This window comes from Streptomyces sp. NPDC001914 (assembly GCF_042891215.1).
Taxonomy (GTDB): Bacteria; Actinomycetota; Actinomycetes; order Streptomycetales; family Streptomycetaceae; genus Streptomyces.
Genome location: NZ_JBIASW010000003.1, coordinates 415,992 through 428,664 on the forward strand (window position 1 = coordinate 415,992; position 12,673 = coordinate 428,664).

Here is a 12,673-nt window from a genome sequence, read left to right on the forward strand (position 1 = left end):
GGCCCGCGGCTCCCGGTCCGCTTGACGTATTCCGATATGGGAATACGATGGCTGGTATGGCACGAGCAGCGACGACGTCGGACGCGTTCAACGCGATAGCCGAGCCCCAGCGCCGGGACATCCTGGTGCTGCTGCGGGCAGGTGAGCGACCGGTGACCGACGTGGCCCAGGAGCTGGGGATGAGCCAGCCAGGGGCGTCCAAGCATCTGCGTGTGCTGCGGGAGGTGGGGCTGGTGCGGGTCCGTGGAGTGGGCAAGCAGCGCCTCTACGGCCTGGACGCCCGAGGGCTGCGGCCGGTCCACGAATGGGTCGGTGGATTCGAGCGGTTCTGGAACGAGAGCTTCGACCGGCTGGATTCCTACGTGCAGGATCTCAAGCAGACACAGCAGGAGGAATGACCGATGGCTGGGGCAAGGCGGGAAACGCCGGCGGAGACGGCGACGGCCGACCGGGAGATCGTGATCTCGCGGGTCATCGACGCCCCGCGAGAGCTGGTGTTCGAGGCGTTCACCGAGGTCCGGCACCTGTCGCGGTGGTGGGGTCCGGAGGGGTTCACCACCACCACGCGGTCCTTCGAGTTCCGTGAGGGCGGGGAGTGGGTCTTCGTGCTCCACGGGCCGGACGGGACCGACTACCCCGAATGGATCCGGTGGTTGCGGATCGCCCGGGCGGAGCGGATCGAGCTGCTGCACGGCGAGTTCCGTGACGACCCGAACGCCTTCGAGTCGGTTCTGACCTTCGCTCCGGACGGCACGGCGACCCGGATCGTGATGCGCACGGTGTTCCCCTCGAAGGAACTGCGCGACGAGGCGGTCGAGAAGTACCACGCGGTCGAGGGCGGCCGGCAGACCCTGGGCAGCCTGGCGGCCTACGTCACCGACCTCGCGCGGAAGGGGGCGGAGGGCTGATGGCCGGGAAGGTGTTCTTCAGCGTGTCGATGTCGCTGGACGGCTTCATCGCACCGGAGTCCGTGCCCGTCGAGGACGAACTGTTCGCGCCCGGCAGGCAGGACGACCCGGACGTACGGCGCTGGATGGCGCAGTGGTCGGAGCTGCAGCAGTGGGTGTTCCCGCTGCGGTTCTTCCGGGAGAACCTGAAGCTGGGCGAGGGCGGCGAGGAGGGGTGCGACAACGACGTGGCGCGCGAGACGTTCGAGCGCACCGGAGCGAGCGTCATGGGCAAGCGGATGTTCGACCTCGGCGAGCAGTCCTGGCCGGAGGAGGCACCCTTCCACACCCCGGTCTACGTCGTGACGCACACCGGGCGCGACCCGTGGGAGCGGCCCGGCGGCACCACGTTCCACTTCGTCGACGACATCCAGCACGCCCTCGACCGGGCCCGCGAGGCCGCCGGCGACCGCGATGTCCGCATCGCCGGCGGCGGCACGACGATCCTGGAGTACCTGAACGCCGGCCTGGTCGACGAGTTCTCGATCACGGTGTCACCGGTGCTTTTCGGCGCAGGCACCCGCCTCTTCGACGGTATCGACGCGTCCAGGATCGCGCTGGAACAGGTCCGTTCGGAACCGTCGCCGCGGGTGACGCACCTGACCTACGCCGTGCGCCCGCGCCAGCCGCGTCACCACCCCTGACAACACACCCGCCGCCCTCCCGGACCGCTCAGTGCTCGCAGAGGGAGAACTCCCGTTCGTAGAGCTGCTCGTTGTGCTCGTCTACGAAGAACTTGCGTTCCCGCATGAGTTGTTCGCGGTAGTTCCGCGCCTGTTCCAGCGTCATGGTCGAGGTCGCGGACCACGGTTGCTGCGGTGCAACGTCGGATGTCGAGACGATCCTTTCCGACGGGTCGACGAGGAAGAACGCGAGGATCTTGCGGTATCCCGGTCGGGTGTCGTCCGCGAGGCGGAACGAACCGACACGGTGTTGCAGGATGTTCGGGAACGCCAGGCAGCGGCCCGCCGGCGTCGCCGCCGATCCCAGCACCTGGTTCAGCGCGTCCTCGTCCTCCAGGCCATAGACCTCACGCACGCCGTTGTCGTCACTCTGCTCGTACTGCGGATCGTCGAGTGCCGCCCGGAAACTCAGCCGGCTCTCCGTGATGTTCTCGCTGTCCCAGTAGTAGATACCGGTCGAGACGATCCGCTCGTTCAGCATTCCCTCGACGTGCCAGGATCCGCCCGGGTACTCGGGCTTGTCCGGAGTGAGATGAATGGTGGCGAGCTTGACGATGACCTGGAGACCGCGGCCGCGCAGGTCTTCCCGGGCGGATTGGTCGGGCAGCGCGGGCGAGGCGAAGGCCGGGGCGTCGGGGATGGTCGGGCGGCGGTTCTCCCACCAGTCGTCGTGCGCCTCTTCCCAGACGCGGACGGCTTCCGCGTAGGTCTCGGCATCGCCGTACGAGGCCTTGTCCGGATACTCCGGCTCCCGCGACTCGTACCACCCGTAAGGATCGGCCTCGATCCGCAGGGGCCGAGGATGGCGCAGATCGGTGAGCACGTTCTCCAGCAACGGGCGCATGCGCGCGAACAAGTCCGGCAGGACGGAGGCCAGTTCGGCATGGGTCTCGGGGTGGACGTTGTTGACGTACGAACGGAACGTGACATCACCGTCGTCACTGACGTCGACGTCCGTCGGCAACCACTGGAACTTCTCCGAGAACTCGTACTTCGAGTAGCGGTTCGTCGGGTTCTGCCAAGCCCGCTCGGGTGCGCCGCTCGCCTCTCGCACCAGGCAGAACAGCGAGGGATGAACCAGATCCAGCACCTGGCCGTCGGACCCGGGATGCCAGTCCCGCTCCGCTTCGGGTACCTCTTCCAGCACCCGGACCGCCTCGCGCAGCCGGGATCCGAGCTTGTCGTCGATCAGGGTGTCCGACTGCCACACGCCGTCGACGGCGGACACCTCGACGCCGGTTCGCCCGTCCCGCAGCGCGGCGTAGTGCACGAGTTCGTCGAGTACGTAACGCACCTGAGCTTCGGTGAGGCCCTGGGCGACCGCTTCTCGCGTCCACTTGGCGACGATTCCGGCATCGTTCATCTTGTCGAACCACGCCGGCTTCGCCCGGATGTGCGCGCTGCACTGCATCATCTGAAGCTCCCGCAGCGTTCGCGGGGTCGCGAACGCTATGGAACGGGAAGCGTGAAAGGGCAGCGGAAAGGCAGGCAGGTCAGTCAACTGTCTCGGTCCTCCGAGTCGGTGTGCGGTGGCCGGAAGGATACGTGAGCGGACTGACACCGCAGCCGTGGCCGGAGTTCGTCCGGGACCGACGCAGCTTGTCCGGGACCGACGCAGCTTGTCCGGGACCGACGCGGATCGTCAGTCGGCCTCAGGGCACCCGGGCGTGCTCGGTCTTGCACGATCGTGTGTGGAGGCGGTGCGCGGCCATAACCCGCGTGACGAGAGCGATGGTTGGCGCTACCGTGCGGCGGTGATCAACTCAGAGGGAGCGCGCCTCGGCGCGGAGGCCGCACATCGCCTGGCGGAGACCGGACTGTACACGTTCGAACCGGGACTGACCGACGCCGAGTTCACCCGCATCGAGCGCGAGTACGGCTTCGAGTTCGCCGAAGCCATGCACCGGGAGTTCGACGACGAGCGAGGCGAGGCCGACGAGAACTGGAACCCGCGAGCAACGGTCCCGTTCTGGCGAGACCTTGTCTGACGGACCGGGCCTGTGTGGCCAGGCGGTCGGGCTCCTTCCGGTCACTCGTGAGCCACGCTCCGGGGTCGGCTACCGCTTCAGCGCCCTGTAGCGCTTCGTCAGCGCGGTGATCCGGGCGGGATCCGCCTGGCCGTTGAGCTCGGCCACGAGATCGTCGGGACACAGCTCGTAGAGATCACCCCACCAACGACGTCCACGGTTGTCCCAGATCCGGTACCCACCCGGCACACCCCGGGCGACGTAACGTCTCCTGCTCATGGTCCCCATTCCCCGCACGACCTGCACCGTCGTTCTCTGGGCGGCGACTCCGAGCGTACACATGAGCGTGGAGCATCTGATCGTCTTCATCGTCCGCGCCTTCGTGCGACCGACGTCCTGAGAATCAACGGCACTCCCATGGCGACGACTGCCTCGACTGCCGCCAGGATCAGGAATCCTCGGGTGGTGCCCGTGGACAGGGTGATCGCCAAAGCGCTGGCAGCACCGACAGAGATCCCCAACGACGGTCGCCAGTCGTCGGTACGGATCACCGTCCAGCACAGTGGAGGGAATGAGAGGGCCGCGATGATGAAGACGGCGGCATACCGGCCGTAGCCGTCGGGCACCCCGCACGCGCTGCGTTGGCCGTCGTAGTGCCAGTCGCAGCCACCCTCGACAAGCCCGGTGGCCCCCCAGCCGAGTGCGACAGCGAAGCACAGCCCGTAGAGGGCTCCCCACCCCTTGCCGTTCATGCCCGGATCCTACGGGGGACGTCTTGGCCGACCGTCTCGACGACCTCGCTCGGCACCTGCCCACGACAGACCGGGACCGCCGACCAAGGCGTCCAGGAGGACTCTGGCCATCTCCATTCGACCATCCGCTAGGCTGCCCGTATTCGGCTCGCGGAGAGTCGAAGGGCGGCAATGTCTCCACAGGCCCGGCACACCGTGGACGCTGCAGATGGGTGTGGTGCACCCAACTCCGCAAACGCTGTTGATGGGTTCACGAGGTATGTGACCGAGAGAGCCGGCCGGGTGGCATCGAGGTATCAGCATGCCTGAAAGCGTGAAGAAGGCCCTTGCCCGAACCCGGATGGGATTCACCGGCGAGCCCAAGGAAGCGGCGTTCGCTGGGGTTCCACGGGACGAGTCACTCGGCCTTGACACCTGCTCGAGCGAACAACGCACCTTGCGCGCGCTGTTGGCACTGGGGCTCTTCAACCGGCTGGGACTCGGGGAAGCTCGGCCGCCCGCCCACTGGGGGTTGCACACCCTCGTGGCCTACGACATCACGGTGTCGCCCCGCTACGACCGGCTCGTCCTCATCACGGACGTTCCGCACAACGTGGCACCGTACCTCCTGCCGAGCCGCGACGGAGGAAGCTCGCTACCGGGCCTCAGGCTGGAAGAGTTTCGCGGTCGACGCACCTACGTCGCACGTCACCTGCCCACGGGCGCGGAGCTGGTGGTCACAGGAAACCCGTCGGGTACCTGGGGTGCTTCACGGCGTCCGTCCCCGCGATGGGACTTCTACTCAACTGACGAGCCGCTGACCAGGTCGGAGCAGGCACAGCTGGACGAAGTACCGGGCATGGGTACGGATGCGGAACGCCTGCTGGCCGGTCTCGCGACCAGAATCGCGACTCAGGACCCTGGGCGCAGGTGGGCGATCGGCAACTGGTTCTCCGACCCCTTGCAACGTTCTGGTTGGCTCAGCGACGGCAGCGAAGAACGCTATGGGAAGCGGCTGTGGGGTTCGGCGGACCGATGGACGTTCCGATGGAACGGCTTCCCCTACGCCGATGACGTCGCAACCTCACTGACAGCACCCAGGATCGGAATCCCCGGCGCCACGATGCACGATGCCGGCGACGGCGTGGAGGTGCGGTTGGGGGCCGCCAGACTCAGCCTGCATGGCCGTCGAGCACCGCTTCAGCGGACTCCGGGACAGTCGTCATGAGCTGGGACGACGTGACGCTGGTGATCCTGGCTTCTTTCGGGTGCGTCATGCTGCTGCTGACGCAGATCGCCGAGGTGCTGTCGAAGATCCCCGAGATCATCCGCGCTTGGCGCGAGATACAGCGCGCCTTTCGAGCAGGCCCAGACGGTTCCCCTCATGTCCAGGGCTCACACGAGGCTGCCGATCCCGCCTCTGTTTCGGTAGAGGGAACTCCCCAAGAGCCCCCACAGCGCCCGACAGGTCGAGGCGGCATTGGGACATGAGGTCCGTCGACGCACATGGATTACCTCGTTGCCCGAGGGAACGTAACTGAATGAGACGAAGAACTGGGACGGTCTCCACGTGGCCGGTTGACGCCTGTGAGCGTTCATGGGGGAGGGCAACTATGGGGAGCGCGACTATGGCTGCTGTGATCGCGGCTGTTGCGGCGGTGGTCGGGGGCCTCTTGACCGCGTTCGCCACGCGGTCCGTGGAGCGGCTACGGCTGCGGGCCAGCCTGCTGGAGAAGGCCCAGGAGCGGCGCCTCGCGGGTATCGAGGGCTTCATGCTGGCGACGAGTCTGTGGATGGACTGGCTGACGTACATCCAGGAGACGGGCTGGGCAGAGAAGCAGGAGGAACTGAACCGGCGCGTCCGGGCCCGCGACGAAGCGTATCGGCGGTTGTTGCTGCTGGCTTCGGACGAGCTGTACCGGTGGTTGAAGGACACCTATCTGCCCGCGGAGCACCTGGTGCGGCAGACCTATGTGCGGCAGCTGCGCAGTGGCGCCGAGATCAACGAACAGGCGCTGGCCGCTCGTCGGGCCTTCAACGCCATGCTCAGGGACGACCTCATGGACAAGGTGCGCCCAGAGATCCACAAGCTGCGCGATCCGCTTGCGTGAGTGTTCCGTACGATCTGGCACGCGTCTATCGGAGTTCGGCTCGTCGGCGGGCTGTACCACCTGCGTGGGTACCGCAGCGGTGTGTGACCGGACAGCCCGGACACCGCCACGCTGAGCTGTCCGGGCTGTTTGTGTGGATGAGGGCCTACCTGGGGCGCCCTCGCTCGGAGCCGCGGTGCGCGTCCGATCAAGCATCGGCTATTCGGTCGAGCAGAGCCTGAGCCTCGAGTGTGCGGCGATGGTCCGGGCCGAATGAGGCCAGACAGACATCGTGTGCAGCTGTGGCATGAAGGCGAGCTTCGGTGGCGCGGCGTAGTCCGAAGAGGGCCGTGGCCATGACCAGTTCGACGGAGCCGGTCACTGAGCGGTTCTCTCCGCCGGGCAGGCTGCGGTGCAGTTCACGGGCGTGCTCCGCCTCTGCGAGGGCTTCCTCGTAGCGGGCTTGGCCGTTGAGACTGCGTGCCAGGCCGATCCGCAATGCCAGAGTCAGCCGGTCCGGTTCAGGGTGGGTGGCCAGGGCCTCGCGGGCGCGCGCCTCGGCCTCCGGGTGGCGGTCCTGCGCGCTGAGCGCGAAGACCAGCCCGTTGCTGGCGGCCCGTACTACGTTTTGCAGCTCCCCTGCACCGCCGCTCGCGGTCCGGGCGACGGCCGCACACTCTGCCTCACACTCGGCGTACCGACCGAGCTCGGCCAGCGTCTGGGCGCGGTCGGAGCGCAGTTTGAGGGTCTGCCAGTGATCAGCTCCGAAACTCTTTCCGACGGCCGGCAGCACTTCGTCGTATATGGCGAGAGCATCGGCGTGGCGGCCCTGGGCGCCCGTCGCGTTCGCGGTGATGCTCAGTGCCAGCGGTGTGTACGTGTCATCGTGTGGCAGCGACCGGGCCACGGCACTCGCCTCGGTCACCGCCTCCGCGTAGCGCCCGGCCGTGTACAGGGCCATGGCCCGCGCCACGGGGGGTTCGGTCGTCCGCTTGGCGCGCGGTCGGAAGAATCTCATGGCTGGAGGATATGGATAGTGCGCGTGGAGTTCGGCCACGGGGCGGGAATGGCCGGCAGCACCGGATGCGCTGGCTGACGGATCGTCACGGACCGGGCCTCACACGAGAACGCGGAGGGCCTGCCGGTCGGATATCCGCCATCGGGACTCCGGCGGGGGGCGTGCGGTGCAGCGGGCCCCACCCACTTGCTGCCCAGTGCTCCGACACCTGTTTCAGCACCCCAACTCCGCCGTGCGCTCGCACATCACGTCTACTGCGTCGGGCAGGGGCCTTGGTGCGAACCCGTTCACATCCAGTGCCGTAGATCGCCAGGCGGGCGAGCCACGGCAACCACACCGCAGCTCTTGTGCCGCCCTGTCGGGGAAGGTGAGAATCCCTCAGCCATCGGATCACGGTGATCAGGGGCGGGGCCGGGGGGCTGTCATGGCGCGACGGATGAACTTGCTGGGAGAACCAGGGGTGGGGCTGTCGGGGGGACCGGGCAAGCCTGTTTCGAACGTTACGGAAGAGCGGTCCTTCGTCCGCGGCCGGGTGTGGGTGCTGCTCATCGCGGTGCTCCTCCTCGTGGCCGGCCAAGTGTGGGAGGACGGGCACCAGCCACGGGACGTGGTCACCGGAGCCCAAGGCCCCTTTCCCGCCGCGTTCGGCGCCGGATCCCCGGTCGCGCCTGAACGCGTCGTACGTCGGACTTCGGGATTCGATGAAGCCCTGGTCCACGGACTGTACGTACGACGGACAGGTTCGCTCTCCGGGGTGGCCGCGGTGAACGTACGGACCGGCAAGGAGTACTGGCGCTACGAGCGCCCGGACTCGGAGGCCGGTGTGCATACGTTCGACGTGTCGGAACGCACCGTGGTGGCCGCCTTCGGCGACGGGAAGGTCATCGGCGTCGATCTGCGCACGGGCAAGCGGCTGTGGCACGTGGACATCCAGCATGCCGAGGGCCATCGGACCACGGCGATCGCCGGCGGCCAGGCTCTCACCGAGGCCCCCGGCGCCGTGCGTGCCTTCGCCGAGCGCGACGGCCGGAGTCTGTGGACTGCGAAGACGCCCACATCGTGCCCCGACGGACTCATGATCACCGCGTACGCCCTGCCGGGCCACCTGAGCGTCGTCCCTTTGGCCTGCAACGTGACGAACCCCGCCAGGGACACGTACAACCTCCTGCTCGGTATCGACAACCGCACGGGCGAGGTTCTGTGGCAGCGGCGCACCGCGGCCCCCGGGCTGATGGTCAGGGGAGACGAGCACACGCTGGTCATACCCGACTCGGACCAAAGCCCGCCGGTCATTCAACTGCTCGACGTGAACCGCCGAGGGGCCACAGCGCGTGCTCTCAAGGCCGCGGATGCGTGGGACGCGGTCGCGGCGGGAAGCGGCGTCCTACTGTCGACCATCAACCCCGATGACCGGTCCGAGGAGGACCACGACACTCTCCTGCGCGCCTACGGCACCCGGGACGGACACCTTGCTTGGCAGCTGCGGGCGCCGGCCGGCCAGGAGTACGGGTTCCCCGAGATCGCCGACGGCCGGGTGTACGTCATACGCCAGCCGTTCCTCACGGGGAAGGACACACGGCGCAGGATCCGCGCCGACCTGCTCGTCCTCGACTCGGGCACCGGGCGTCTGCTCCACACCCTGCGGCTGCCGGCCATGACCGTTCCGGATGAGAGCAAACAACTCGACGTACGTGACATCGGCGACGGGGCGGTGAGCATCGGCTGGCGTGATGATGAGGGAGGCGTGCTGATCGCCACGGACTGACCCCATCGTGGCGTGCACCTCGCTATCGCCCTGCCCAATGGGCGTGTTGACGCGGGGCGCGTCTTTCCACATGAGGTCAGCCGAGTCTCCACGGTGGGGCAAGGCTGACAAGAAACGAAAACCGCCCCGGCGGCGACCTCACCGTGGGTTCGACATTGGTCTCGACTGCTCTGCTCCCGCTGCTTGCCCACCGCTCGATCGGGAGGCCGGGGCACGGTCAGCCTTCGGCTGGACTAGTCGCGCTTGGGCCAGACGGGGCCCTGATCGGTCCAGGTGACACCCTTGTTGCGGCAGAGGCAGAAGGGGTGGCCGATGGGGTCGGTGTAGACGCGGAAGCCGTAGCCGTCGGGGCTGGTGCAGTCCCGTTGCAGGGTCGCGCCGAGGGCCAGGATTCGGCGCTGTTCGGTCTCGATGTCGTCGACTTCGAAGTCGAGGTGGAACTGCTTGGGGTGCTCGCTGTCGGGCCACTGCGGGGCCCGGTAGTCATCCACCTGGATGAAGGCCAGTTCGACCTCGCCGAAGGGGATACCGGCCCAGTTCTCGTCACTGCCCTCCGTGACCGGGAGCCCCGTCACCTCGGAGTAGAAGGCCGCCAGCTTCATCGTGTCCGGGCAATCGATGATGAAGTCGGTCAGTCGAAGCATTCCGCGATCTTGTCACAAGAACAAATGAGCCGCACGACGACCTGCCACGACCCGCTTCCGTGCATGAGCATGGTCCGGCCCAGGGATCGCATACTTGCGTCATGGCTGTGGGCCTGCAACCCGGAACACCTGGAGCTGATGCGGGAGTTCGTGCAGGCACCGCTGCGCGAGCTGTTCTACTCACTCCCGGCAGGAGCAGGCACTTCCGCCTCAGGACCGCCCAGGAACCGCGTGGCCTCCGCGCGCACGCCGGCGTCCTCGTCGGCTGCAAGGGCTTCGAGTTGCTGCACGAACTGGTCCCGCCGACCATCGGCCATCATCCAGTTCTGATGGTTGAACACCTCGGCGTCGAGCTGAAGGCACAACTCCGCTGACACGGTTCGATGTTGCCTGGTCACCGCGGCCGGTAGGAGAGCACTGGATCCGCCCAACCGCCGAGGCGACGGGACAGCCCGAAGCGCGAAGGCAACCACCAGCGTCGCCTGACGTGCTCAGCCGTGACCGAGGACCATGGAGGGCCGGCCAGGTCTTCCACGCCCCACCAGGTCTTGACGGCCTTGCTGCCGTTGAGCTTCAACAGTGGCCAACGAGGAAGATGCAGCCCACTGAAGAACATTGAGACGTCGTCGCCGCACTTGGTGGTGTAGAAGTACCGCTCAACGTCCGTGTAGCTGGCTCCGAGGCCGGACTCCAAGCCCATGGTCCCGCCGAGCCACGACAAGGAAAGTTTCTCCCCGGCCGGGATTGAAGGCACCAGCACCGGGTTGAACCACACTTCTCCGTTGAGTCCTCTGGTGAGCCCTGTTCTTACGGTCTGCGCAACGACGATGTTCGTTGCCGGGCCTGTTCCGACGTTGACGAGCCACCACTTCGGTTCACTGGAATCGCTTTGCGCGCTCTCCCACATGAACTGCAGGACCGGCATGTGCGAACGGCGATTGGACGCGTACGCCAGAACAAGGGACCCGACGGACACGAGGACTGCGAGCACGGATATCAGGATGGTCAGCAACGTCCCTCCGAAACACGCGACGGGTGCGAGTCCTCCCTACCCGCTCCCGCGCAGCCGGACTCGTCAAGGGCATGAGGGGCTGGCAGACCTTCTCATCGGCGCCTTCACCTGCGTTCACGATGGGACCGTGTCTCAGGTTCAGGTCCCCAGTGATGACAAAGCTGCCGCCACTCGTTCGGAAGCCTCTGGTGGGGTCGAGGCGTGGGGGGAGAGGCGGAGTGAGTCGGTGCGTACGGTCGGGGTGACGCCCTCGGCGTGCAGGGCCTTTGCCACGATCGACGGGTCGTGGTCCGGCATCGTGAAGGAGAGGATGCCCGCGCGGCGTGCCGGGTCGGTGGGGGAGAGGACGCGGCCGCCGTGGGCGGTCACGGTCTCGGTGAGTTCGGTGATCCGCTCGGCGACGGCGGCCTCGATCGCCGTGACCGTGTGCCGCTCCACGAGCTCCAGCGCGGCCGCGAACGCCGCTGCCGTCACCGGGCTGAGGTTGGTGATCGACCACCGTCGCGCGTCCGCCGCCGGCGGGTGCTCCGTGCCGTCGAAGACGCCGACCTCCTCGACGCCCGTCCAGCCGGTCAGTACCGGCTCCAGCGACTCCAGCGCGCGATCGGACAGCGTTGCGAAGCCGGTCGCCCAGCCTGCGCGCAGCCACTTCTGGCCGCCCGCCACCACCACGTCGGCCGCGTCCCAGTCCAGCGCGGCCACTCCGAAGGCCTGGATGGCGTCCACGATCAGCAGCCGGTCCGGGCCGATCGCCTCGCGCAGCGCCGCGAGGTCCACGCGGAACCCGGTGCGGAAGTCGACGGCGCTGACGGACACCGCGACGACATCGTCGGTCAGAGCCGCGCGGACCAGGTCCGGGGTGACTCCGCCGCCGGGCGTCGGGTCGAGCCAGCGAGGCGTGGCCCGGCCCAGTTCGGCGGTGCGGCGCCACGGGTAGTGGTTGGCTGGGAAGTCCGTGCGCGGGGTGAGGACCACGCCGCTCCGGATGCCGAGGGCGGCGTGGAACAGGCCGGTGGAGGCGTTGGGGAGCAGCACGGTGTGGCCGCTGTCGGTGCCCGCCAGGCGCGCGGCCGTGTCGCGGGCGACCGACTCCGCGCGCATCAGGGCGTCCACGGTGGTGTGGTCGGCGCGGGCTGCCTCTTCCATGGCCCGCGCGGTGGCCGCCACGGCATCCCGCGACGGCGGACCGAACCGTGCGAAGTCGAGATACCCGGCGGGCGTGTCGAAGTGGGCTGCGTACGACGTGAGCACGGAACTCGTTCCTTCCGGGACGGGACGGGACGGGACGGGGCGGGGCCGTCGGGCCTGGGGGGGTGTGACGGTGGGGCCACCGGGCGAGTGGGCGGTGCCGCCGGTTCGACGGACCTGATTCCACCCGCCCTGCACGGTACGCGCCGCACTTCGCGCGGACCGACCCGGGGCGTTCTCCCGAGGTGTGGCCGTGTCGCCGTGTTGCCGTATCGCCGTACGAGTTCCCTGACCCGTTCTGATCCTGGGCCCGTGTCCTGGCCCTTGGCGCGTCCCGGCCCCCGGCCCCGCCCCCGGCCGGTGCCGGGCCCGGGTGCCGCAGCCCGCAGTGCGGCCCCGTACCGGATGCCGACCCGTCATAGGGCACGCAAACCCACCCGGCATCTAGCCCTCGCCGCGAATGGGACGCTCGGGCACCCCCCTCTGAAGATGCCCGACCGTCCCATTCGCCGGCACCGAGAACAAGACTCGTGCCGAAGCCGAAGCCGAAGCCGAAGCCGAAGCCGAAGCCGAAGCCGAAGCCGAAGCCGAAGCCGAAGCCGAAGCCGAAGCCGAAGCCGAAGCCGAA

At 68.0% G+C, this 12,673-nt stretch carries 16 protein-coding genes; 8 read left to right on the forward strand and 8 right to left on the reverse strand.

All coding sequences use genetic code 11. The features are described 5' to 3' along the window. Positions 1 to 56 precede the first annotated feature (56 nt). From ACFYYF_RS11090 to ACFYYF_RS11100, 3 genes are read left to right on the forward strand one after another with little or no spacing between them, the layout of a single operon-like run. On the forward strand, positions 57 to 398 hold the full coding sequence (locus tag ACFYYF_RS11090; protein WP_388773743.1) for an ArsR/SmtB family transcription factor: 342 nt from the start codon (positions 57 to 59) through the stop codon (positions 396 to 398). Between the two features lie 3 nt (positions 399 to 401). Next, positions 402 to 908 (forward strand): SRPBCC family protein, encoded by a 507-nt coding sequence (locus ACFYYF_RS11095; RefSeq protein ID WP_388773745.1) that lies wholly within the window; start codon positions 402 to 404, stop codon positions 906 to 908. After that, a complete protein-coding gene (locus tag ACFYYF_RS11100) occupies positions 908 to 1,591 on the forward strand; it encodes a dihydrofolate reductase family protein (RefSeq protein WP_388773747.1) in 684 nt (227 codons plus the stop codon). Before ACFYYF_RS11095 ends, ACFYYF_RS11100 begins: the two co-directional genes overlap by 1 nt. A gap of 28 nt (positions 1,592 to 1,619) precedes the next feature. On the opposite strand, the gene ACFYYF_RS11105 is transcribed toward ACFYYF_RS11100, so the two are convergent. Beyond that, positions 1,620 to 3,131: a DUF4246 domain-containing protein gene (locus tag ACFYYF_RS11105; RefSeq protein ID WP_388773750.1), complete on the reverse strand. Its 1,512-nt coding sequence runs from the start codon at positions 3,129 to 3,131 to the stop codon at positions 1,620 to 1,622. 253 nt (positions 3,132 to 3,384) lie between these two features. Here ACFYYF_RS11105 and ACFYYF_RS11110 point away from each other — a divergent pair, with 253 nt between their 5' ends. Continuing rightward, positions 3,385 to 3,618: a hypothetical protein gene (locus ACFYYF_RS11110; RefSeq protein WP_388773752.1), complete on the forward strand. Its 234-nt coding sequence runs from the start codon at positions 3,385 to 3,387 to the stop codon at positions 3,616 to 3,618. Between the two features lie 69 nt (positions 3,619 to 3,687). Here the strand turns inward: ACFYYF_RS11110 and ACFYYF_RS11115 are convergent, their stop codons facing one another. Both ACFYYF_RS11115 and ACFYYF_RS11120 read right to left on the reverse strand, forming a co-directional pair. Beyond that, positions 3,688 to 3,876, reverse strand: coding sequence for a hypothetical protein (locus tag ACFYYF_RS11115; RefSeq protein ID WP_365486950.1), 189 nt, complete (start codon positions 3,874 to 3,876; stop codon positions 3,688 to 3,690). A gap of 86 nt (positions 3,877 to 3,962) precedes the next feature. Continuing rightward, positions 3,963 to 4,349 carry a hypothetical protein gene (locus ACFYYF_RS11120; RefSeq protein WP_388773754.1) on the reverse strand — a complete coding sequence of 129 codons (387 nt, stop codon included), beginning with the start codon at positions 4,347 to 4,349 and terminating at the stop codon, positions 3,963 to 3,965. A gap of 301 nt (positions 4,350 to 4,650) precedes the next feature. Here ACFYYF_RS11120 and ACFYYF_RS11125 point away from each other — a divergent pair, with 301 nt between their 5' ends. From ACFYYF_RS11125 to ACFYYF_RS11135, 3 genes are all read left to right on the forward strand, one after another. Then, positions 4,651 to 5,556 (forward strand): hypothetical protein, encoded by a 906-nt coding sequence (locus tag ACFYYF_RS11125; protein ID WP_388773757.1) that lies wholly within the window; start codon positions 4,651 to 4,653, stop codon positions 5,554 to 5,556. After that, entirely contained in the window at positions 5,553 to 5,819 is a 267-nt protein-coding gene (locus ACFYYF_RS11130; protein WP_388773760.1) for a hypothetical protein, read from the forward strand. The genes ACFYYF_RS11125 and ACFYYF_RS11130 overlap by 4 nt, the downstream gene beginning before the upstream one ends. Positions 5,820 to 5,956: 137 nt before the next feature. Next, the gene (locus tag ACFYYF_RS11135; protein WP_388773762.1) at positions 5,957 to 6,439 is read left to right on the forward strand and encodes a hypothetical protein; all 483 of its coding nucleotides are present in this window, start codon (positions 5,957 to 5,959) and stop codon (positions 6,437 to 6,439) included. 187 nt (positions 6,440 to 6,626) lie between these two features. On the opposite strand, the gene ACFYYF_RS11140 is transcribed toward ACFYYF_RS11135, so the two are convergent. Then, positions 6,627 to 7,436 (reverse strand): tetratricopeptide repeat protein, encoded by an 810-nt coding sequence (locus ACFYYF_RS11140; RefSeq protein WP_388773765.1) that lies wholly within the window; start codon positions 7,434 to 7,436, stop codon positions 6,627 to 6,629. A gap of 436 nt (positions 7,437 to 7,872) precedes the next feature. Between ACFYYF_RS11140 and ACFYYF_RS11145 the strand changes: the two genes are divergently transcribed. Next, on the forward strand, positions 7,873 to 9,201 hold the full coding sequence (locus tag ACFYYF_RS11145; protein WP_388773767.1) for a PQQ-binding-like beta-propeller repeat protein: 1,329 nt from the start codon (positions 7,873 to 7,875) through the stop codon (positions 9,199 to 9,201). Positions 9,202 to 9,434: 233 nt separating this feature from the next. Here ACFYYF_RS11145 and ACFYYF_RS11150 read toward each other — a convergent pair whose 3' ends face one another. The 4 genes from ACFYYF_RS11150 to ACFYYF_RS11165 all read right to left on the reverse strand — a co-directional run bounded on the left by ACFYYF_RS11150 (position 9,435) and on the right by ACFYYF_RS11165 (position 12,108). Next, a complete protein-coding gene (locus ACFYYF_RS11150; protein WP_388773769.1) occupies positions 9,435 to 9,845 on the reverse strand; it encodes a VOC family protein in 411 nt (136 codons plus the stop codon). Between the two features lie 176 nt (positions 9,846 to 10,021). Next, on the reverse strand, positions 10,022 to 10,222 hold the full coding sequence (locus ACFYYF_RS11155) for a hypothetical protein (RefSeq protein ID WP_388773771.1): 201 nt from the start codon (positions 10,220 to 10,222) through the stop codon (positions 10,022 to 10,024). Between the two features lie 17 nt (positions 10,223 to 10,239). Then, positions 10,240 to 10,857 (reverse strand): hypothetical protein, encoded by a 618-nt coding sequence (locus ACFYYF_RS11160; RefSeq protein WP_388773772.1) that lies wholly within the window; start codon positions 10,855 to 10,857, stop codon positions 10,240 to 10,242. Between the two features lie 138 nt (positions 10,858 to 10,995). Beyond that, positions 10,996 to 12,108, reverse strand: a complete 1,113-nt coding sequence (locus ACFYYF_RS11165; protein ID WP_388773774.1) for an aminotransferase class V-fold PLP-dependent enzyme — start codon at positions 12,106 to 12,108, stop codon at positions 10,996 to 10,998. Positions 12,109 to 12,673 lie beyond the last annotated feature (565 nt).

Coding starts and splice junctions, on each gene's coding strand:
- ACFYYF_RS11090 (WP_388773743.1), top strand. CDS start 57: ATGGCACGAGCAGCGACGACGTCGGACGCGTTCAACGCGATAGCCGAG.
- ACFYYF_RS11095 (WP_388773745.1), top strand. CDS start 402: ATGGCTGGGGCAAGGCGGGAAACGCCGGCGGAGACGGCGACGGCCGAC.
- ACFYYF_RS11100 (WP_388773747.1), top strand. CDS start 908: ATGGCCGGGAAGGTGTTCTTCAGCGTGTCGATGTCGCTGGACGGCTTC.
- ACFYYF_RS11115 (WP_365486950.1), bottom strand. CDS start 3,876: ATGAGCAGGAGACGTTACGTCGCCCGGGGTGTGCCGGGTGGGTACCGG.
- ACFYYF_RS11120 (WP_388773754.1), bottom strand. CDS start 4,349: ATGAACGGCAAGGGGTGGGGAGCCCTCTACGGGCTGTGCTTCGCTGTC.
- ACFYYF_RS11125 (WP_388773757.1), top strand. CDS start 4,651: ATGCCTGAAAGCGTGAAGAAGGCCCTTGCCCGAACCCGGATGGGATTC.
- ACFYYF_RS11130 (WP_388773760.1), top strand. CDS start 5,553: ATGAGCTGGGACGACGTGACGCTGGTGATCCTGGCTTCTTTCGGGTGC.
- ACFYYF_RS11135 (WP_388773762.1), top strand. CDS start 5,957: ATGGCTGCTGTGATCGCGGCTGTTGCGGCGGTGGTCGGGGGCCTCTTG.
- ACFYYF_RS11140 (WP_388773765.1), bottom strand. CDS start 7,436: ATGAGATTCTTCCGACCGCGCGCCAAGCGGACGACCGAACCCCCCGTG.
- ACFYYF_RS11145 (WP_388773767.1), top strand. CDS start 7,873: ATGAACTTGCTGGGAGAACCAGGGGTGGGGCTGTCGGGGGGACCGGGC.
- ACFYYF_RS11150 (WP_388773769.1), bottom strand. CDS start 9,845: ATGCTTCGACTGACCGACTTCATCATCGATTGCCCGGACACGATGAAG.